We start from the raw sequence: 343 nt of genomic DNA, 5'->3' as shown, positions 1-343 counted from the left end.
GCTGTCGCTGCACACCCCCGACGATGAGCTGCGCGACACCCTGGTGCCGGTGAACAACCGGTGGAAGGTCGACGAGGTGCTCGACGCCGCGCGCTACTACGCCGATGTGACCGGGCGCCGGGTCTCGGTGGAGTACGCGCTGATCCGGGACGTGAACGATCAGCCCTGGCGCGCGGACCTGCTCGGGAAGAAGCTGCACAGCAAGTTGGGGCCGTTGGTGCACGTCAACCTCATCCCGCTGAACCCGACCCCGGGCAGCGAGTGGGACGCCAGTCCCAAGCCCGTGGAGCGCGAGTTCGTGAAGCGCGTCCTGGCCAAGGGTGTTTCCTGCACGGTGCGCGAC

The 343-nt window shown here is 68.2% G+C and carries 1 pseudogene; it reads left to right on the top strand.

Going from position 1 to position 343, the window contains the following annotated elements:
• Positions 1-343: pseudogene (locus H7I41_RS24460) on the top strand (dual-specificity RNA methyltransferase RlmN); the annotation flags it as partial.

The organism is [Mycobacterium] manitobense, assembly GCF_025821665.1.
GTDB lineage: Bacteria > Actinomycetota > Actinomycetes > Mycobacteriales > Mycobacteriaceae > Mycobacterium > Mycobacterium arseniciresistens.
This window is presented reverse-complemented; position numbering and strand designations above follow the sequence as displayed.